This is a genomic window from Bradyrhizobium sp. 149 (assembly GCF_023073915.1).
GTDB lineage: Bacteria > Pseudomonadota > Alphaproteobacteria > Rhizobiales > Xanthobacteraceae > Bradyrhizobium.
Window position 1 is genome coordinate 140,374 of sequence record NZ_JADPKK010000015.1, and the last position, 18,779, is coordinate 159,152.

An 18,779-nucleotide genomic window follows, 5' to 3' on the forward strand; every position below is an offset into this window, starting at 1 on the left:
CACAGGTCATCTGCAACGGGTCCGTTCGCTTGACGAGGTCGGTTCCGGTTCAAACCTCAGAACTCAGCTTGCGCAGATCTAGTCCGCTCCGTCCCGTCAAGCGGACCTCAACGGAGGTGTCGCCACTTCGCGGATGGGCCAAAGGCGGACGTCGTCACTCTACCAGCTGTATCGCGCCACGCCCTTGCCGGCGTAGCTGCGCGTGACGTTGGAGAACTCGCCCTCGAAGGTCGCAGCAAGCGAAACGCCGTTGATGAACTTCATCTCCGCCGAGGCCGTCGTCAGGGCCGCGTCACGCGCCTGGGCGGCACCGTTGACGACAAAGGACACGCCCGGCAGAGTTTGGAAGCCGGCGGCGATGTTGCGATCCGGATTGAAATCGTGCGCCCAGGCGAGGCGGCTGCGCAGGACGAGGGTCGCATCGCCAACGGCGTATGATTTGTCGGTGCGCCATCCCAATTCGCTGCGCGTCGCAGTGACCGCCTTCGGGGTGTAGTCGAGCGCAAACATGCTGCTGCCCGAGAGAACGCCTTCCGCATAGGCCGGCAGATCGAAAGCTGTGACCTGTGCGGCCGCATAAGGCGTGACACCGATCCATGAAGTCACAAACCGATAGCCGCCTTCGATGCGCGCCGAGAATGCGTTGGCATTGAAGCGTGCGCGCAGTTGATCCACGCCTGTGACGGTCACGGTGCGATCCGTGGTGACATCCTGCCAGCCATAGGCGAGCGCAGCCGAAAGATACGCAGCACCGGCCGTGTGTCGAATGAAGGCCCCGGCCTGGAAGAGGTCCGACGAGCCGTGTCCGAGACCGTTGGCGATACTGAAATTTGTGCCGCCGCCGGCCAGCGCAAAGCCAGCCGAAGTCTCCGGCGAGAACCGATAGTCCGCACCGATAGCCGTGCCATAGACCCGGCCCGTCGCGGTGCTGGACCCCAAAGCCGCATTGCCGCTGGTAGTCTGGGATCCACCGAAGGCAGCGGCCCACGTGTTCCAGCGGCTTGCGAACGGATCGGCGATGCGGGGCGGAGTTTTGGTGTAGACCGCAGCATAGGCGTCGCGTTCGGCGCGGGAACGCAACTTGCCGCCGGAGGCGTACGCGGCCGCTGCATCCGTGTCGCTGGCATCGGCAAACTGCGACGCGGTGCCCCGCGCACCATTGCCGTCGCGACCGTCGAGCCACGGGTCCAGCAGTACGCCCATGAACAGATTCATCGCCTGAAACGTCGTCTGCTGCGTACCGGTCGCCGCTTCGCCGGTGACTTGCGTCAGTCCCGCCGATGTCAGCGCGCCAAACGCCATCGGAATTCCGCCGTTGGTGTTGAAGTAACCGGTCAGTACGTTGGCGATGGTCTGTTGGTTGCCGGTCAGTCCCGTGTTGGATCCGGGACCGGACGGCGTGAAAGCCAATGTTAAATCCACATAGGCGTGCGTAGGGTCGTAACTCAATGACGTCGTAAAGTTGGATGGCAGGTTGGAACTGGCAAGCGCGCCGAATGTGCCGCTGATGCCGCCCGCTGCGCTCAAAATGGTATAGCGCTTGGCGAAATTGCCAGTGTTCGCGTAGATCGCGGATACCGTGCCGTTGAGGGTCGCGCTGCCCGAGACGTTGGCGAAGGAGGCGGCGGTCGGACTGATCTGCACCAGATAGGCTGCGCCGGACTGGAAGGCGAGATTGCCGTTTACCGTCATCGACGAGCCCGATGTGCCGCTGCCCGGCAGGAATGTGGCGCCGTTTGCGATCGTTGTATTGCCGATAACGCCGGTGCCCATCAGCGCGGCGCCAGCGTTCACCATGGTCAGACTGGACGCCGCGATGGACCCAGCTACATCAAGCGTGCCGCCGGACACCATGGTCGGGCCGGTGTAGGTATTTACCGACGTGAGCACCAGGCGGCCGGCGCCAATCTTCTCCAGCGGCCGCGGCCCATTCAACTCGGAAATAATGCCGGCCTGCGTTGCGGTGGCGGCGAGCACCTGCAGCTGCGTGTGGTTGGAATTCACCTGGATCGGATTCGCCAGCGTGATGCCCTCGGCATAATCCAGCACCGAGCCGGTGGTCATGACAGCACCGGTGCCGAGGGCCGCGTTGTTCTCCACCCGCAGCGTTCCACCCGCAATCGTCGTGCCGCCCGAAAAGGTATTGGCGTTGGTGAGAACAGTGGTGCCGGTGCCGATCTGTTCGAATGTGCCGGAGCCGGAAATGGTGCCCGCGAAAGTGAAAATATCCGATCGGTTGATCACGAACCTGGCGTTATCGAGCACGTTGCCGACGATCGAGCCAGTGGTCCCGCCATTGCCGAGCTGAAGCGTACCCGCCGCGATCGTTGTGCCGCCGGTATAGACGTTGGCCGCCGTGAGCGTCGTGGTGCCCATACCGCTCTGCTGCAATGCGCCGCTGCCTGCGACAACGCCGTCGAACTGGTAGGCGTTGAAACGATCGAATGCCAAGGTGCCGTGGTTCGTGACGCCGCCGATGATCGAGCCCGTCGTGCCGCCGTTGCCGAGCCACAACGTTCCAGCAACGATCGTGGTACCGCCGACATAGGTGTTGGCGGCGGTCAGGACCAAATCTCCGGCACCTGACTTGGTCAGCGCACCTCCTGATCCGATCGGCTGGCTCGCGGTAAATGCGTTGCCGGCATGGGCAATATCGAAGCCGCCGCCATTGATGCCCCAATTGATAGTGCGCGCCGTCGCAGTGAATGACGTGCCGGTGACCTGCAGAGTGCCGCCGTCGAAGCTCAGCCCGCCTGCGGCGTTGCCGAGGTTAGTATCAGCCCCGACCGACAGAGTGCCGGCAGTTAAGACGGTTCCGCCGCTATAGGTGTTCGTTGCCGTCAGCGTCGTGGTGCCGGGGCCATTCTGCTGCACCACGCCGCTTCCGGAAATCACCCCGCCGAAGCCATAACTGTCGGAGCGGTTGAAGGCCAGCGTGGCGTTGTTCGTGACATTGCCGGTGATCGATCCGGTCGTCCCGCCATTCCCGAGTTGCAGCTTGCCGCCTGTGATGGTCGTGCCGCCGCTATAGGTGTTGGTGCCAGTGAAGATGGTCGTGCCGGCCTCGGTGCGGGTTGCGCCGGCACCCGACACGTTCGACGCGAAAACATAGCCGGTGTCCGTATGATTGAAGACGATCCGGCCGGTGCCGGCCCCGAACACAACAGACGGGGTGACGAGGGCGCCGGCGGCGGCCGCTGCCTGACCGGATGCGGCACCGATATTCAGCGTTCCGCTCGAGCCGCCATTCACCGCGATCGTCAGGGTGTTGCCGATCGAAACCGAACCGCCATCAGCGATCGTCAGCGCTCCCTGGCCGTTGCCGCCAAGGCTGAGATTCGTGTCGGTATTCCAGGCCGAACCGGCCCCGGTCACGGTCGCCGCGCCGGTACCAAAAACGCCGACAAAACTATTTAGCGCCCTGGCTACGCCGCCGGCCTCGACCAGCAGCAATCCATTTCCCTGGACGCCGACTGCGATGCTGGAATTCCCGTAAAACCGCGAGTTCGCACCGGTGATGGTGACGCTGCCGGTCGTGCCGGCGCCTGAGCCGATTGAGGCCGACGTATTGCCGATAACTGTGCCGCCATTCGCGACAGTCAGCGAACCGTTGCCGCTATTGCCCACCGCCAGGAACGCGGTGCTGGTCCAGATCGATCCTGCGCCGGAAACAGTGGCGGCGCCGGTGGCACCGGCGGCGCTCCCGATCAGGCCGTTGCTCCCCGTGACCGTACCGCCACCGCTGACCCTGAAGGTGCCGGTGGTGCCGGCGAGCGTGCCGACCGCCACAGCGGCGCCCGAGTCGATGGCTCCACTGGGACCCGAGACCTCAAGCGTGCCGCCCTTGATGAACGTGCCGTTCGAATAGGTGTTCTGGCCAGTGAAAATGGTGGTACCGGATTCGACCTGCACCGAGCCTGCGCCCGAGATCACCGGCGCGAAGGTGTAATTGTTCGACGTGTGATTGAATACGATTGTGCCGGTACCACTCCCGAACTGCACCTGGGGTACACTCACAACTCCAGGCGCCGTCGCAGCTTGACCCGACGCCGCACCAACATTGAGTGTGCCGGTGCCGGTGAAGCCGGAGTACCCCCCAATATACAGGCTCACGCTCGCAACTGTGCCGCTATTTGAAACGGTGAGCGTGCCGGTTCCGAGTTGTCCGAGGATAAGCGAGGATTCCAGGCGCGAGTTCGCGCCATCCACGACGACATTACCGACGGAGCCAGATAGCTGGCCCAGAGTGGTGCCGGCGGCACTGACGACCGTACCGCCTGCGGCAATGACGAGTGTGCCAATGCTGCCAGCATGAACTCCTATTTTGAAGGGGCCACTTCCGCCACTCCAGATCGAGCCTGCGCCGGTCACTGTTACCGTGCCGCTCCCACCCAGGTACCCGATCCCGCTATTGTTTTGGACGCTGAGACTGCCCCCGTTTTGGATGATCAGCGAACCGTTCGCGTTCTGTCCGACCACCAGGTTAAACGCAGCGGCTCCGGAAGTTCCAATGACCGCCGGGCTGGGGACGCTGTTGTTTGAGATCCCTACACTGTCATTTGTTGTTGGGACGCCGTTCGACCAGTTACCGGCCATAAACCAATTTGACGAGACCGCGCCGGTCCACTCACTGTCCGCGCGAACGGGAGCGGCCAGAACCGCGGTCATCAATCCGGCAAGCGCGGTGGTGCCGAGAAGGCGCGCGCGCCAGCCTAATCCCAAACGCCGCCCGTAGGATGATCGCTCCGGCTTCGACAACCTCGTCATCTCAAAAAGCCGCACTCTCGATCATAGAAGCCGATGGATGCGCATTTCTGCGGGCAAAGCGCCGAGCGATTCCAATGCGGCTTGAGTTCTCGTACTGGATAATTGACGGCCACTGACAACGCAACGAATTTAACGGCCAATTCCACCCCCACGATATTTTTGACTTCAGTGGTCAAATCATCTGAACTGCGCAGGCAAGTTGGTGGCAACGAGCCGTGGTCGCCGCTGCACCGGATTTGGTTTACCCGGTCGGAGCCAAATGAAGGAGGTCGATTCCAATGGCGGCGGCGATACCCGTTCTGCACTTCGACACCTCTGATTTTCCGGAAAGCCAGCGTTTTGAAGTTTGGCGTGCCGGAATCACCACCCATCAGGTCACGCGCAGCGACCCTCCCGGCGCACCATTCGACGCGGTGGTGGACGCCTGGACGCTCGGCGAGATGGTGATGTCCCATTCCCGCATCGGCGCCGCCAGGATGGTGCGAACGGCGGAGATGGCGCGGCAGGACGGCCGCGACTGGATCATCGTCCTGCTCCTGAAATCCGGAACGCTCGACTTCGCAGTCGATGCCGGGGCAAGGCAGCAGACCCTCCGACAAGGCGAAGTGGCGATTTTTGATACGCTCTGCGACTTTGCTTCCGACGGCTCTGAGATGGACAGCATCACATGCGCCATTTCGCGACGCGCTTTCGCGCAGATCGCGTCCGAACCGCCGTTTCATCACGGTGTTATTGTTGACGGGCCCTGGGGGCGTCTTTTGGCCGACTACTTGCTGTCGCTTGTGCAACAGCTACCCCAGATGGAAGCCACTGACGCGTCCAGTCTCACCGAGACATTCGTCGCCATGCTGAAGGCCGCCCTCCAGACCGCGCAACCCGGCCGTAATGCAGCAGTGAGCAAATCGGTCTCTACGATCCGCCTGCGGGCGGAATCCTACATCGACCAGAATCTGACCTCGGACCAGCTTACGTCGAAACTTGTTTGCAGAACGCTCGCCATTTCCGACTCGAGCCTGTACCGCGCGTTCGCGAGCAGCGGAGGGGTCACAGCTTATATTCGCCGGCGGCGGCTCGAAGCCATTCATGCGTTATTGAACGCCCGCAGCGACCAGCAGTCGATCGGCGAGATTTCGCGCCAATATGGTTTTGTCAGCGGCGCGCACTTCAGCCGGGCGTTTAGCAAGCAATTTGGCTTCAGCCCACGCGCCGCGCGCCTGGGAACAATCCTCATCCGACCAGCCGCCGAGGATGCCGACGAGGTTGCGACCTTCCGTCATTGGGAAGAACAGCTGCGGTGAAGCCTGCAATTCGGGGCTCAAATCCGCCTCGAATTGCGACACCCGCTTGGTCTCACCACTCGCCCAATATCCCACTGTCGGGAGGCCCCACAGTCGGCTTCGGGTCAAATGCGAAGAACTCAACCTGAACAAATCTAGTCCGCCGGGCCTCACTGAGCGGACCTCAAAAAAATGCGCCGCCACTGCGCTGATGGGCACAATGCGACCACCAACTATCCCTTCATCGAGAAGACGCCGCCCATTCACCGTGGCAGAAGCGCTGCAGTGGCATCATCGACGCGTACGGCCTTAGGCTCCAACTTATGGGATCGCGCGAGAACGAAACGAGATGTCATGGGTATTTCCGCCTCGGCTCGGCCGTTCTGGCCGATCAGGATCAATCCGGCCCCGCCATTTGCCACATTGAGAACAATCGGCTCGCCACTCCAGGTGTTGATGGGCTCCATTCCGATAATGAGAAATTCCCCCATGGGCTGGTCAAGATATTGGATGCGCAATTGCGGGCCGATTTCGGCCGCAGCAAGTTCAAAGCCGAACTGTCGAGCGCGCGCGTAAACGTCAGCCAAGGCTACGGCATCAAACGTGAACCCAAGCTGGGCCGGTGACACGACCACAAGCTCCACATCTGTTTCTTGGGAGCTAACGGTGAATGCCGGTCGCGCCAGGATTTCGGCGGCCTGCCCGCCGACATTGCAGCCCATATCGGCGAGCACATTGCGCAGCCTGATCGGGCCAGCAAAGGTGCCGATTTTGATCGTCTTCCATGTCGCGATATCGTCGGCGGACCTGATGGGCCGTTGGGGTGCCGGGACGGAGCGTGTCTTGAGCTTCAGCTGGTTCTCTGGGACATCGCGGGCTGCGCATTGAGCCGATGCGGTGGTGGCGAACAGGAAAACGCAACCTGCACAGACCATAGAAGCCATAAAGTAACGGCTTGCTCCCAGCCCTGCACTCGGTCGCCTTGCACTCGAATGATGGCTACATGCCGTGCAATCGGCTCTGCTTGTCAAAATTGACATGGCAAATCGCTTTTTCGATTACGCCTGACAGAAAAAAGCCCGCCTCCGAGTCAGGGGAAGAACGGTAGGAAATGACTTCGATGAACATTCCCCGGCCGACTTTGAAATGCGTCCGGAGGAGGGGCGATGGCTTAAGTATTTCAATTTCCAAATGACGGGTGGCAGTCCGTAAGCCTGGTCACCCGCCCAATCTCATCAGACCTAACAGGAATGATGCAGCCGAAGACTAGCACCAAAGTTCCGTCGGCAACACCGAAAGTTCAGCTGCGGGTCGTAATGCGCCGATGAGGCGCGAATGCCAATTGGGTCAGGGAATCCACCCGATGAGCTGCTTCGCCGCGGCCGAGATCATCACCAGCCCGCCGGTGATCACGGCGACGTCGAGGATCACGGTGTGGATGTGCACCGGCATCCGCTCGACGAATGCTTTCGCGAGGAACGCTCCGGGAATGGCGATCGCGCCGATCAGCAGCGCGAAGGCGAGCACCTGCGCATTCACTGCGCCGGCGAGGCCGAACACGGAGATCTTGATGAGACCGGTGCCGAGCGAGATCATCGCATCGGTCGCGATCACGGCGGCGCCTTCGAGGCCTGCTGCCATCAGCAGCGAGAGCAGGATCACGCCGGAGCCGGAGGTGCCGCCGACCAGCACGCCGTAACCGACGGAGCCGGCTGCAAGGCCGGTGTCGCCGATCCTGACCTCGCGGCGGCGGAGCACGCGGCGCAGCGGCACGCTCATGATCAGCATGGTGCCGATCACCAGCGCCGCCCCGGCGTTGGTGAGACGGGTATAGCCGTAGGCGCCCAGCGCCGTCGTCAGCGCGGCGCAGGCGAGCACGATCAGCGCGCGACGGCGATCAGCGTAACGGAGATAGGCGATCGCGCGGCTCGAATTGGTGAAGATCGCGGAGATCGCGATGATGGGCACCACAGGCTCGGCGCCGACCAGCGGCACCAGCACCAGCGGCATCAATGCGCCGGTGCCGTAGCCGGCCAGACCACCGATGATCGAAGCAAACAACGCCATCAACGCGACCAGCAGCAGCTGAAAAATCGAGATGTCGGCGAAGCCCGAGACGATGGTCACGTTCTCTCATCGCGGCTGATTCGTGCCGCAGCTTGATCGGCGATGGAAGCGAGTGCAGCTTGCTCTAGGGGAAAATCAGCCGCAAGCCAAGCGTCCTCGGCGAGCGTCAACACATGTCCGAGCGCGGGTCCTTCCGCCATGCCGCGCGCGATGAAGTCGGCGGCGCGAAGCGGAAATTTCGGCGCAGTCCAGCGCTGCGGCAGCTCGGCCAGCGCACGCCACCGCGACGAGCCGACGTCACCGCCGGCTCTCGCCCAGCCCAACAACACGCGATCGTGATAGCGCTCCGCACCGAGCCGGTAGAGCAGCCGCCGCGCATCGGCTTCGTTCTTGGTGGCCAGACGCCACCATCGGTGCCCCATCGAATCCAGCGCCTTGGTTTCCGCATTGGAGAGCCTCAGGCGCGTGGCGACACGCTTGGCGTCTTCGGTCACGGCGACTGTCAGCGCGGCGAGCCGCCGCGTGCTGCTCGCGGCGAGGCCAAGCTCGCGCTCGATCGCGATCATCGCCGAGAGCGGCCCGGTATAGCCGACGCCGCCAGTCAGCGCCTGCAGCAATCCGGCTTCCGCCATGGCGAGCGCGGCGGCAGAGGCACCGCGAGCGACCAGCAGCTTCAGCATCTCCATGCGCAGCCGCTCGGCCGACAGGCTCGCAAGGCCGGCGCGGCCGCGGATGCAGGCGAGATAGCCGTCGCAGTCGGGGTCGCCGGCGCCAAAGGCGGCGTGGATGCGGAAGAAGCGCAGGATGCGCAGGAAATCCTCGGCGATGCGCCGGTCGGGATCGCCGATGAAGCGCACGCGCCGCGCGACCGCATCCGCGATGCCTCCGACGTAGTCGTGGACGACGCCGTCAGCGTCGACCGAGAGCCCGTTCATCGTGAAGTCGCGGCGCTCGGCATCCTTCACCCAGTCGCGGCCGAACGCGACCTTGGCCTTGCGGCCAAAGGTTTCGGTATCCTCGCGCAGCGTCGTGACTTCGTAAGGCTGCCCGTCGATGACGAGCGTGACGGTACCGTGGTCGATGCCAGTCGGCACGCCCTTGATGCCGGCACTTTTGGCGCGCCGCATCACCTCGTGCGGGAGCGCCGTGGTCGCGATGTCGATGTCACCGGGCACGAGGCCGAGCAGCGCGTTGCGCACGGCGCCGCCGACAACCCGCGCCTCCTCGCCATCCGCGTTGAGCAATTGCAGGACGCGTGCGGTCCCGCCCGAGGTCAGCCAGGGCGCATCGGCGAGTAACGGCTCTGCGCTCATCGTGCGGCCCTTATTTTTCCACGCCCGGCACGAGCCTGCCGTTCTCGATATGGGCGGGAACGTAGGTCGAATCCGGCGCCGCGCCGGAGAAATGCGCAAACCCGATCAGCCCCGCGATCACCAGCACGAGCGCAGCCAGCATGAGACGCGCGACGATGGTGATCGGCCACGACGATTGCACGAAGAGGCCGGAACGCGTGGCGGCCAGGAACAGCGCATAGACGGCAAAAGGAACGAGGAAGATTCCGATCTCGGTCAGGATCGGCCGAATCATGATGAATAGATCCGCTCATAGAGCACACGCAGCATGCCGGCCGTCGCGCCCCAGATGTAGCGTTCCGCAAACGGCATCGCGTAATAGGACCGCTCCATGCCGCGGAATTCCTTGCTGTGCACCTGGTGGTTGGCCGGGTTCATCAGGAACGATAGCGGCACTTCGAACGCATCATCAACCTCGGAATGGTTGATCGTCAGCTCGAAACCCGGTCGCACCCTGGCGACCGTCGGCAGGATGCGGAAGCCGAAGCCGGTGCCGTAGAGATCGAGATAGCCGATCGGCTCGACGAAGTCGCGCGACAGCCCGACCTCCTCCTCGGCCTCGCGCAACGCCGCATCGAGCGGCGAGGCGTCGGTCGCGTCGATCTTGCCGCCGGGAAAGGCGATCTGGCCGGCATGGTCGTTCAGATGCGCCGAGCGCTGCGTCAGCAGGATGGTCGGCTCGGGATGATCGACCACCGCGATCAGAACCGCCGCCGGTCGCACGGGCTGCTCGCGTGCGATGATCTCGAGCATCTTGTCGGTGCCGGGATCGCCCGAGGCCGGAATGATGTTGGGATCGTACAGGCCGGGCGGAACGTCGAAGCCGAGCCGCGCCGCGGAGCGGGCGAAAAAATCGGCCGCACCGATCACGGCGGGATCGTTCCTCGGGATAGGCTTGTTCAAAGCGCGGCCCTCACCTGCTCCGCATCGGCCATGGCGAAGAATTCGCCGGCCGATTCGACACCGAACATCGGCTGGCCATCGACCATCCGCTCCTCACCCATGTCAACCAGATCGTAATAGAGCGCGCGGGTGACCTTGGCCCAGAGCTCGGCGCGGACATGCAGATAGGGCGTCAGCCCGCCGTCCCTGGCCTGCTCGAAGCGGAGCCGGTGCGCCGCATCGCAGGTGACCCAATCTTCGACATTGGTGCGGAAGCGGAGCACGCGATGGTCGTCCTCGCCGTCCTTCTGCATTTCGACCGCCATGAACGGCGCGTCGTCGACGCGAATGCCGACCTTCTCAACGGGTGTGACGAGGAAATGCTTGTCGCCTTCGCGCTTGAGGATGGTCGAGAACAGGCGAACCAAGGCAGGACGGCCGATTGGCGTCCCCAAATAGAACCAAGTACCATCGGACGCGATTCGAATGTCGAGATCGCCGCAAAACGGCGGATTCCACAAATGCACCGGAGGCAGGCCCTTTTTGGCGCCTTCGGTATCGGCGGCACTTTTGGCGGCGGCAGTCAGCCCTTCAAGTCCGCGATCGGCGCTCTGCCCTTGGTTCGCCATGGTTTGCCCTTGACTCTGTCATTTGGCACGTTTGGTGCAAGTCTGAATTGTAAGTCTACGTCGTGTGTCGGTGCACGGTTCCACCCCGGATTAGTCCGGTGTGGAGGTCGCCACTTCGTGATGCCCTACATATCCCTAAGCCGATAAGGTGGGGATAGGTTAATTCAACGAATACATGGCCTTCCTGCAAGTCTAGCATAGGGCCCGCGTCCTGAGTTGAGGACGTGATGACATGACGACGCAAGCGAGCCGCATGGCAGGCTGAAGGAGCTAACGGATGGCGGAGAGTGTCGAGAAGCTCGAAGACGGAATCGTCCGCTCGGCCGAGCAGGTGTCGAGCCAGATTCGCGCGGCAAAGGATGCGATCGCGTCCGTCATCTTCGGCCAGGACCGCGTCATCGAGAACACGCTGGTCACCATCCTCTCCGGCGGCCATGCGCTCTTGATCGGCGTCCCCGGTCTCGCCAAGACCAAGCTGGTCGAGACGCTCGGCATCACGCTCGGCCTCGATGCCAAGCGCATCCAGTTCACGCCCGATTTGATGCCGTCGGACATTCTTGGCGCCGAAGTGCTCGACGAGAGCACCTCCGGCAAGCGCGCCTTCCGCTTCATCTCGGGCCCGGTGTTCGCGCAACTGCTGATGGCCGACGAGATCAACCGCGCCAGCCCGCGCACGCAGTCGGCGCTGCTCCAGGCGATGCAGGAGCAGCACATCACGGTTGCCGGCGCGCGCCACGACCTGCCGAAGCCGTTCCACGTGCTCGCCACGCAAAACCCGCTGGAGCAGGAAGGCACCTATCCGCTGCCCGAAGCGCAGCTCGACCGTTTCCTGATGGAGATCGACGTCGACTATCCCGATCGCGACGCCGAGCGCCGCATCCTGTTCGAGACCACCGGCGCCGAGGAGACGCTGGCGAAGGGCTCCATGAGCCCTGAGGCCCTCATCACCGCGCAGCGGCTGATCCGGCGGCTGCCGGTCGGCGATTCCGTCGTCGAGGCGATCCTGTCGCTGGTGCGCGCGGCCCGTCCGGGTCCGGACGGCGGCGACACCAGCAAGTTCATCGCCTGGGGTCCTGGCCCGCGCGCCAGCCAATCGCTGATGCTCGCGGTGCGCGCACGCGCGCTGATCGACGGACGCCTCGCGCCCTCGATCGACGATGTGCTCGACCTCGCCGAGCCCGTGCTGAAGCACCGCATGGCGCTGACATTCCAGGCGCGCGCCGAAGGCCGCACGATTCCGGACGTGATCCGGCAATTGAAAACACGGATCGGTTGATGGCCGCGGAGAACGGGCACGCAGGCAAGGAGATCATCGCGATCCGACGTGCCGATGGCGAAAGCCGCACGCTCGCCGCTTCGCTGCCGCGCCTGGTGCTCGAAGCCCGCCGTATCGCCGCCAACGTCATCCATGGTCTGCACGGCCGGCGCCGCGCCGGCTCCGGCGAAAATTTTTGGCAGTACCGCCGCTTCGTCTCCGGCGAGCCGTCGCAGAACGTCGACTGGCGGCGCTCGGCGCGCGACGATCATCTCTATGTCCGCGAACTCGAATGGGAAGCCTCGCACACGGTCTGGATCTGGCCCGACCGCTCGCCCTCGATGGCGTTCGCTTCAAAGCAGGCGCGCGACTCCAAACTGGAGCGGACGCTGATCGTCGCCTTCGCGCTGGCCGAGCTGCTGGTCTCCGGCGGCGAACGCGTCGGCATTCCCGGGCTGATGGCACCGACCGCGAGCCGCAGCGTCATCGACAAGATGGCGCAGGCGATGCTGCATGACGATGCCGACCGCTTGAGCCTGCCGCCGTCCTTCGTGCCTGCGGCGTTGGCCGAGACGATCGTGCTGTCGGACTTCTGGTCGCCGATCTCCGAGATCAGCACCACGCTCGCCGGGCTCTCCGGCTCCGGTGCGCACGGCACGCTGGTGCAGGTGGTCGATCCCGCCGAGGAATCATTCCCGTATTCCGGCCGCATCGAGTTCGTCGAGCCCGAAGGGTTCGGCGTGATCACCGCCGGCCGCGCCGAGAGCTGGGCGCAGGATTACACCACGCGGCTCGCGCTGCACCGCGACCAGATCCGCGCCGAGACCAACAAGCTCGACTGGCTGTTCACGACGCACGCCACCGACCGCTCGGCGGCCGAGCTGCTGCTGTTCCTGCACGCCGGCATGCAGGTGAGCAAGTCGGGCGCCCGCACCACCACGATCAAGGCGGGGCCGGCAGCATGATGGGACTGCCGCTCGCCTTCACCGAACCGCTGCTCCTGATCGGCCTCGTCAGCCTGCCGGTGCTGTGGTGGCTGCTGCGCGTGATGCCGCCGCGGCCGCGCCGCATCGAGTTTCCACCGACGCGCCTGTTGTTCGACATCGCACCGCGCGAAGAGACGCCGTCGCGGACGCCGTGGTGGCTGACAGCATTGCGGCTGCTCGCTGCTGCGCTGGTCATTTTCGCCGCCGCCGGCCCGATCTGGAATCCGCAAACAGGCGCGGCCGCCAGCAAGGCGCCGCTGATGATCATGTTCGACGACGGCTGGAGCGCGGCATCAAACTGGGACATCCGGATCAGGGCCGCCGACGAGTTGATCGCCAATGCCGAGAACGACCGCCGTGCGATTGCGCTGGTGCCGCTGTCCGAGCCGAACCGCGACATCACCCTGATGCCGGCGGGCGCCGCGCGCGTCGCGCTGCGGCAGCTCACGCCAAAGCCCTATTCGATCGACCGCGTCGAGACCCTGACCGCGATCGATCGCTTCCTGAAAGCGACCGGCGACTGCGAGATCGCTTGGCTCTCTGACAGCGTCGACACCGGTCGGGGCGAGGAATTCGTGGCTGGCCTCGGCAAGACCATCGGCGATCGCAGCCTCACCGTGTTCGAAGGCGGCACCGCATCGCCGCTGGCCCTGGTCGCGGCCGAGAACGCCGCCGCCAGGATGACGGTGAAGGTGCTGCGCACCGACAGCGGTATCGCCATCGGCACTGTGCGCGCGCTGGACCAAAAGGCCTCGCCGATCGGCGAAGCGCGTTATTCGTTCGGCCCGCAGGACAAGGAAACCGAAGCGTCGTTCGATCTGCCGGTCGAGCTGCGCAACGACATCACGCGGCTTGAAATTGCCGGTGAGCGCTCCGCGGGCGCGGTGCAGCTGCTCGACAAGCGCTGGCGCCGCCGCGCCATCGGCATCGTCTCGGGCGCGACCAGCGAGACCGCGCAGCCGCTGCTGGCGCCGACCTTCTATCTCACCCGCGCGCTGGCGCCGTTCGCCGACGTGCGGCTCGCAGACAAGGGCTCGCCGCAGCAAGGCATCACGCAGTTCCTCGACCAGAAGCTGCCGATGATCATCCTTGCCGATGTCGGCACCATCGCCCCTGAAATTCGCGAGCGTCTCAACGCCTGGATCGACCAGGGCGGCGTGCTGGTGCGGTTCGCAGGTCCCCGGCTGGCGCAGGCCGAGGACGATCTCGTCCCGGTCAAGCTGCGCAAGGGCGGCCGCACGCTCGGCGGCAGCCTGACTTGGGAAAAGCCGCAACATCTGGCTTCGTTCGCGGCCGACGGTCCGTTTGCCGGTGTCGCGGTCCCCAAGGACGTCACCATAAGCCGCCAGGTGCTGGCCGAGCCCGACGCCGTGCTCGCCACCAAGAGCTGGGCGTCGCTGGAAGACGGCACGCCGCTGGTGACCGGCGAGCACCGCGGCAAGGGCGTGGTCAGCCTGTTCCACGTCAGCGCCGACATGCGCTGGTCGGATCTGCCCATGTCGGGCACCTTCGTCGAGATGCTGCGGCGTGTCGTCGACATGTCCGGCTATACCGCCAAGCCGGGCCCGGGCGTTGCCGGCGAGGCGAGCGCCGAGACGGTGGCGCCGCTGCATATCCTCGACGGCTTCGGCGCCTTCGGCCCGCCGCCGGCCGCCGCAAAGCCGCTGGCGGCCGATTATCGCGACCGCGCCACACCCGATCATCCGCCGGGCTTTTATGGTCCGGCAGAAGGACCGCTCGCCGTGAACACGCTTGCTAGCGCCGACCGCATCGCAGCCCTCAACACCGCGAGCCTGCGCGCCCGGCGCGCCACCTACACCAACGCCGAGCCGCAGGACTTGCGCGGCTGGCTGCTGTCGACGGCGCTGGCGCTGTTCCTGATCGACGCCATCATCGTCGCGGTGCTCGGCGGTGGCCTCGCCGCGCTGCTGCGCCGCCGCGCCGCGCCCGCAATGATCGTCTTCGGACTGGCGCTCGCGGGCTTCGCCTCGCTCGTGCCGACGCCGTCGCACGCGGACAGCGCGTCCGACGAGTTCGCGATGAAGGCGGTGTCACAGACCCGCCTCGCCTATGTCGTGACCGGAAACGCCGACGTGGATTCCATCGTCAAGGCCGGGCTGTCAGGACTGACACTGTTCCTGGCGCAGCGCACCGCGCTCGAGGCCGGCGATCCCGTCGGCATTGATCCGGCGCGCGACGAGCTCGCCTTCTTCCCGCTGATCTACTGGCCGATCGTGCCCGGCGCGCCGAAGCCGCCGCGGGACGCCATCAACAAGATCGACGCCTACATGAAGCAGGGCGGCACCGTGCTGTTCGACACCCGCGACGCGGTCGAAGCACCGCCCGGCGCGAATGGCGCCGCGCAGACGCCCGCCATGCAGACGCTCCGTGAGATCCTGTCGTCGCTCGACGTGCCCGAGCTGGAGCCGGTGCCGCGCGAGCACGTGCTGACCAAGACCTTCTATCTCCTGCGCGACTTCCCCGGCCGCTTCAACACCGGCCAGACCTGGGTCGAGACCTTGCCGCGCGAAGACGATGACGACAGCGCACAGCGGCCGGCACGCGGCGGCGACGGCGTCTCGCCGATCATCATCACTTCGAACGATCTTGCCGGCGCCTGGGCCGTGCGGCCCGATGGCCAGGCCATGCTGCCGGTGACCGGCGGCGACCCCCGCCAGCGTGAATTCGCCTACCGCGCCGGCGCCAACATCGTGATGTACACGCTGACCGGCAACTACAAGGCCGACCAGGTGCACGCACCGGCCCTGATCGAACGGCTGGGGCAATGATGCGGGTTTTGAAGTTCAATGCAGTTGAATCCGTCATGGCCGGGCTTGTCCCGGCCATCCACGCCTTGCCGCACGGCATGAAGAACGTGGATGCCCGGGACAAGCCCGTGCATGACGACGCCGAGAGAGTGACGCCATGAATTACGGCATCGCGTTCACGCCGCTTGTTCCCGCGATCGTCCTGTGGCTCGCGCTCGGCGCGATCGTCGTCATCGCGCTGGTGCTGCTGCTTGCGCGGGCGCGCGGCGCTGCCGTGCGCGTGACCGCGCTGGCGCTGTTCCTGCTGGCGCTCGCCAATCCCTCCTTCACCCGCGAAGACCGTGAGCCCCTCACTTCGGTCGCCGCAATCGTCGTCGACAAGAGCCCGAGCCAGAACTTCGGCAACCGGAATCGCGAGGCCGCAACGGCGCAGGAAGCGCTGGTCGACAGCCTGAAGAAGATCAAGGGGCTCGAGGTCCGCGTCGTCGATGCCGGACAGGCCGACGGCGAGACCGACGGCACCAGGCTGTTCGGGGCGCTGGCCTCGGCATTGTCCGACGTGCCGGTCGACCGCGTCGCCGGTGCGTTCCTGATCACCGACGGCCGCGTCCACGACATTCCGGCCAACGCCGCCGGGCTCGGCTTCCAGGCGCCGGTGCACGCGTTGATCACCGGGCAGAAGGACGAGCGCGATCGCCGCATCGCGATCATGGCGGCGCCGCGCTTCGGCATCGTCGGGCAGCCCCAGACCATCACCTACCGGCTCGACGACCAGGGCGTCAGCGGCGAGCGCGCCAAGGTCACGGTCCGCAGGGACGGCGAGGTCATCAACGAGCGCACGCTCTCGAGCGGCCAGTCCGCCAGTGTCGACGTCGACATCAAGCATTCCGGCCCGAACATCGTCGAGATCGAGGCCTCGCCGCTCGAGCGCGAACTGACGCCGGTGAACAACCGCGCCGTCGTCGCCATCGACGGCGTGCGCGACAAGCTGCGCGTGCTGCTGGTCTCGGGCGAGCCGCATTCCGGCGAGCGCACCTGGCGTAATCTGCTCAAATCCGATGCCAGCGTCGACCTCGTCCACTTCACCATTCTGCGGCCGCCGGAGAAGCAGGACGGCACGCCGATCAACGAATTGTCGCTGATCGCGTTTCCGACCCGCGAGCTGTTCCAGCAGAAGATCAACGAATTCCAGCTGATCATCTTCGACCGCTATGCCCGCCAGGGCGTGCTGCCGATCGCCTATTTCGACAACATCGCACGCTACGTGCGTTCCGGCGGCGCGGTGCTGGTCTCGGCCGGCCCCGACTACGCTTCCAACACCAGCATCTGGCGCACGCCGCTGGATTCGGTGCTGCCGGCCGAACCGGTCGGCGTAACGGAGAAGCCGTTCTACGCGCATCTGTCCGACGTCGGCAAACGCCACCCGGTGACGCGCGGCCTCGAGGGCTCCGCGAGCGAGCCACCGCGCTGGAGCCGGTTCTTCCGCACCGTCGACACCCGCAATGCTGTCAACCCGCCGGTCATGACGGGCGTCGACGGCAAGCCGCTGCTGTTCCTGTCACGCTTCGGTGAGGGCCGCGTCGCGCTGCTGCTGTCCGACCACATCTGGCTGTGGGCGCGCGGCTATGAAGGCGGCGGCCCGCATCTCGATCTCTTGCGGCGGATGTCGCACTGGCTGATGAAACAGCCTGATCTGGACGAGGAAGCATTGCGCCTGCAGGTGCAGGGCAAGAATCTCGTGGTGGTGCGCCAGACTATGGCGGACAGCGTTCAGCCGGTGAGCGTGACCTCGCCCTCGGGCGTGTCGCGCGACCTGACGCTTGCGGCCGGCGATCCCGGCGAATGGCGCGCCAGCCTGCCAGCGAGCGAGCTCGGCCTGTGGCAGGCGACCGACGGCACGCTGAAGGCGCTGATCAATGTCGGCCCGACCAATCCAAGGGAGTTTTCGGAAGTCACCTCCACCGTCGACACCCTGAAGCCGCTGACGCAGGCGACCGGCGGCAACGCCGTGCGCGTGGTCGACGGCGCCAGTGTCGAGCTGCCGCGCATCCTGCCGATCCGCTCGGCGAGCGTCTTCCATGGTGACGGCTGGATGGGTGTACGGATGCGCGACGCCAGCGTCGTGAAGGGCGTCGGCGTGCTGCCGATCTTCGCCGGCCTGATCGGCCTCCTGCTGCTGCTCGGCGCGTTTGCCGCGACCTGGGTCCGCGAAGGGCGCTGAACGCTCCGTTGCGCGAACGACACATCCTGCAATCGCCCGCGCGGATCGGTTCGGCTGCGGTTGACATCCGCTGACCGATCGGGCGATGTTACATTATAACGTCGCAGGATCAGGGGATGATGCCTGGCGATGTGGGGTGGCGTTTTCAGATGAAGTGGTTCCGGTCGAATATCAGGCACGGCGCCCGGCTCGCGATGTTCGCGATGCTGGTGCAGTTCGCGCTGACATTCGGCCACAGCCATTGGTTCGCCCAGGCCGCTCCGCTCGCCCAGGCGTCGCTCCAGCAGACCGGCAGTACCAGCGGCCTTGTGTCGATCGACCGCGCCGCGGTCCAGAAGCAATCGCCGTCGGCTCCCGACCGGGAGCAGCCGGGCGAGGATAATTGCGCAATCTGCGCATTGGTCGCGATGGCGGGCACCGTCATGTTCGCGGCACCGCCTGTGCTGCTGCTGCCCCAGGCGATCGACCTGCTCCACCGCACCACCGATGCCGAATTCAGCCATCTGAAATCGGCCGGCACGGCGTTCCAGCCCCGCGCCCCTCCCGCGTCCTGACTTCCAACCACGATTGATCAC

General features: G+C 65.1%; 14 protein-coding genes. 7 read left to right on the forward strand and 7 right to left on the reverse strand.

What is annotated here, in order from left to right:
- Positions 1-159: 159 nt before the first annotated feature.
- On the reverse strand, positions 160-4,782 hold the full coding sequence (locus IVA88_RS09695; protein WP_247497064.1) for an autotransporter domain-containing protein: 4,623 nt from the start codon (positions 4,780-4,782) through the stop codon (positions 160-162).
- A gap of 263 nt (positions 4,783-5,045) precedes the next feature.
- On the opposite strand from IVA88_RS09695, the gene IVA88_RS09700 reads away from it, so the two are divergent.
- Positions 5,046-6,065 carry a helix-turn-helix domain-containing protein gene (locus IVA88_RS09700; protein WP_247497065.1) on the forward strand — a complete coding sequence of 340 codons (1,020 nt, stop codon included), beginning with the start codon at positions 5,046-5,048 and terminating at the stop codon, positions 6,063-6,065.
- 242 nt (positions 6,066-6,307) lie between these two features.
- Here IVA88_RS09700 and IVA88_RS09705 read toward each other — a convergent pair whose 3' ends face one another.
- The 6 genes from IVA88_RS09705 to IVA88_RS09730 form a co-directional block, all read right to left on the reverse strand.
- Positions 6,308-6,988: a hypothetical protein gene (locus tag IVA88_RS09705; RefSeq protein ID WP_247497066.1), complete on the reverse strand. Its 681-nt coding sequence runs from the start codon at positions 6,986-6,988 to the stop codon at positions 6,308-6,310.
- 403 nt (positions 6,989-7,391) lie between these two features.
- Positions 7,392-8,171, reverse strand: a complete 780-nt coding sequence (locus tag IVA88_RS09710) for a sulfite exporter TauE/SafE family protein (RefSeq protein WP_247497067.1) — start codon at positions 8,169-8,171, stop codon at positions 7,392-7,394.
- Positions 8,168-9,424, reverse strand: coding sequence for a CCA tRNA nucleotidyltransferase (locus IVA88_RS09715; RefSeq protein WP_247497068.1), 1,257 nt, complete (start codon positions 9,422-9,424; stop codon positions 8,168-8,170). Before IVA88_RS09715 ends, IVA88_RS09710 begins: the two co-directional genes overlap by 4 nt.
- A 10-nt stretch (positions 9,425-9,434) precedes the next feature.
- Positions 9,435-9,698, reverse strand: coding sequence for a DUF6111 family protein (locus IVA88_RS09720; RefSeq protein ID WP_247497069.1), 264 nt, complete (start codon positions 9,696-9,698; stop codon positions 9,435-9,437).
- The gene (locus IVA88_RS09725; protein ID WP_247497070.1) at positions 9,695-10,366 is read right to left on the reverse strand and encodes a CoA pyrophosphatase; all 672 of its coding nucleotides are present in this window, start codon (positions 10,364-10,366) and stop codon (positions 9,695-9,697) included. Before IVA88_RS09725 ends, IVA88_RS09720 begins: the two co-directional genes overlap by 4 nt.
- Positions 10,363-10,974: a DUF1285 domain-containing protein gene (locus IVA88_RS09730; protein WP_247497071.1), complete on the reverse strand. Its 612-nt coding sequence runs from the start codon at positions 10,972-10,974 to the stop codon at positions 10,363-10,365. Before IVA88_RS09730 ends, IVA88_RS09725 begins: the two co-directional genes overlap by 4 nt.
- Before the next feature lie 277 nt (positions 10,975-11,251).
- Here IVA88_RS09730 and IVA88_RS09735 point away from each other — a divergent pair, with 277 nt between their 5' ends.
- From IVA88_RS09735 to IVA88_RS09760, 6 genes are all read left to right on the forward strand, one after another.
- Positions 11,252-12,250: a MoxR family ATPase gene (locus tag IVA88_RS09735; RefSeq protein ID WP_247497072.1), complete on the forward strand. Its 999-nt coding sequence runs from the start codon at positions 11,252-11,254 to the stop codon at positions 12,248-12,250.
- Positions 12,250-13,194, forward strand: coding sequence for a DUF58 domain-containing protein (locus IVA88_RS09740; protein ID WP_247497073.1), 945 nt, complete (start codon positions 12,250-12,252; stop codon positions 13,192-13,194). The genes IVA88_RS09735 and IVA88_RS09740 overlap by 1 nt, the downstream gene beginning before the upstream one ends.
- Entirely contained in the window at positions 13,191-16,004 is a 2,814-nt protein-coding gene (locus IVA88_RS09745; protein WP_247497074.1) for a DUF4159 domain-containing protein, read from the forward strand. Before IVA88_RS09740 ends, IVA88_RS09745 begins: the two co-directional genes overlap by 4 nt.
- The gene (locus IVA88_RS09750) at positions 16,001-16,144 is read left to right on the forward strand and encodes a hypothetical protein (RefSeq protein ID WP_247497075.1); all 144 of its coding nucleotides are present in this window, start codon (positions 16,001-16,003) and stop codon (positions 16,142-16,144) included. Before IVA88_RS09745 ends, IVA88_RS09750 begins: the two co-directional genes overlap by 4 nt.
- Positions 16,141-18,204 (forward strand): hypothetical protein, encoded by a 2,064-nt coding sequence (locus IVA88_RS09755; protein ID WP_247497076.1) that lies wholly within the window; start codon positions 16,141-16,143, stop codon positions 18,202-18,204. Before IVA88_RS09750 ends, IVA88_RS09755 begins: the two co-directional genes overlap by 4 nt.
- Positions 18,205-18,353: 149 nt before the next feature.
- Complete coding sequence (locus IVA88_RS09760) at positions 18,354-18,758, forward strand: DUF2946 family protein (protein ID WP_247497077.1); 405 nt, start codon at positions 18,354-18,356, stop codon at positions 18,756-18,758.
- Positions 18,759-18,779: the final 21 nt, after the last annotated feature.